This is a genomic window from Streptococcus penaeicida, assembly GCF_002887775.1.
GTDB classification, from domain to species: domain Bacteria; phylum Bacillota; class Bacilli; order Lactobacillales; family Streptococcaceae; genus Streptococcus; species Streptococcus penaeicida.
Genome location: NZ_LOCM01000045.1, coordinates 1 through 500 on the forward strand (window position 1 = coordinate 1; position 500 = coordinate 500).

1 protein-coding gene is annotated in these 500 nt (G+C 32.6%); it reads left to right on the forward strand.

Annotation, left to right across the window (positions count from 1 at the left end; all coding sequences use genetic code 11):
- Positions 1–29: 29 nt before the first annotated feature.
- The coding region (locus tag AT575_RS10115) for a helix-turn-helix domain-containing protein (protein ID WP_102778196.1) at positions 30–500 on the forward strand (471 nt) is incomplete at its 3' end.

Consider the following 500-nt stretch of genomic DNA (forward strand, 5'->3'; position numbering starts at 1 on the left):
TGGACTAATCCAGTGAAAGGGGTTTTTGTATGAAATATAATTATAATTTTAAATTAAATGCAGTAAACATGTATCGATCAGGTCAGTGGATAGAGACTCCAGTTGGTATCGGTCAAAAAAACTTTAGAAAAAGAATTGTCCAATGGTCAAAAATTGCGGAAATACATGGTTTTGATTTTCTAAAACATTCAAATTCATCTAAAAATCGTACAGTTGAAGAAAGATATGAGCTAGTTGCACGTGTCTTATCTGGAGAATCTCAAAGAAGTGTTGCAATTAAGGCGGGTATTGATACTGGACTATTGTCTAAATGGGTTCAAATATATAAAATAAAAGGGTATGAAGGATTGAACCTTAAAAGAGGTCGCCGAAGGAAAAAGGAACCGCCTATGACTAAAAAATATAAGCCAGCTGATTTAACGCCTACAGAAAGAGAAGAATTAATAAGATTAAGAGCTGAAACAGCCTATTTAAAAACAGAAAATGAAGCAATAAAAAAA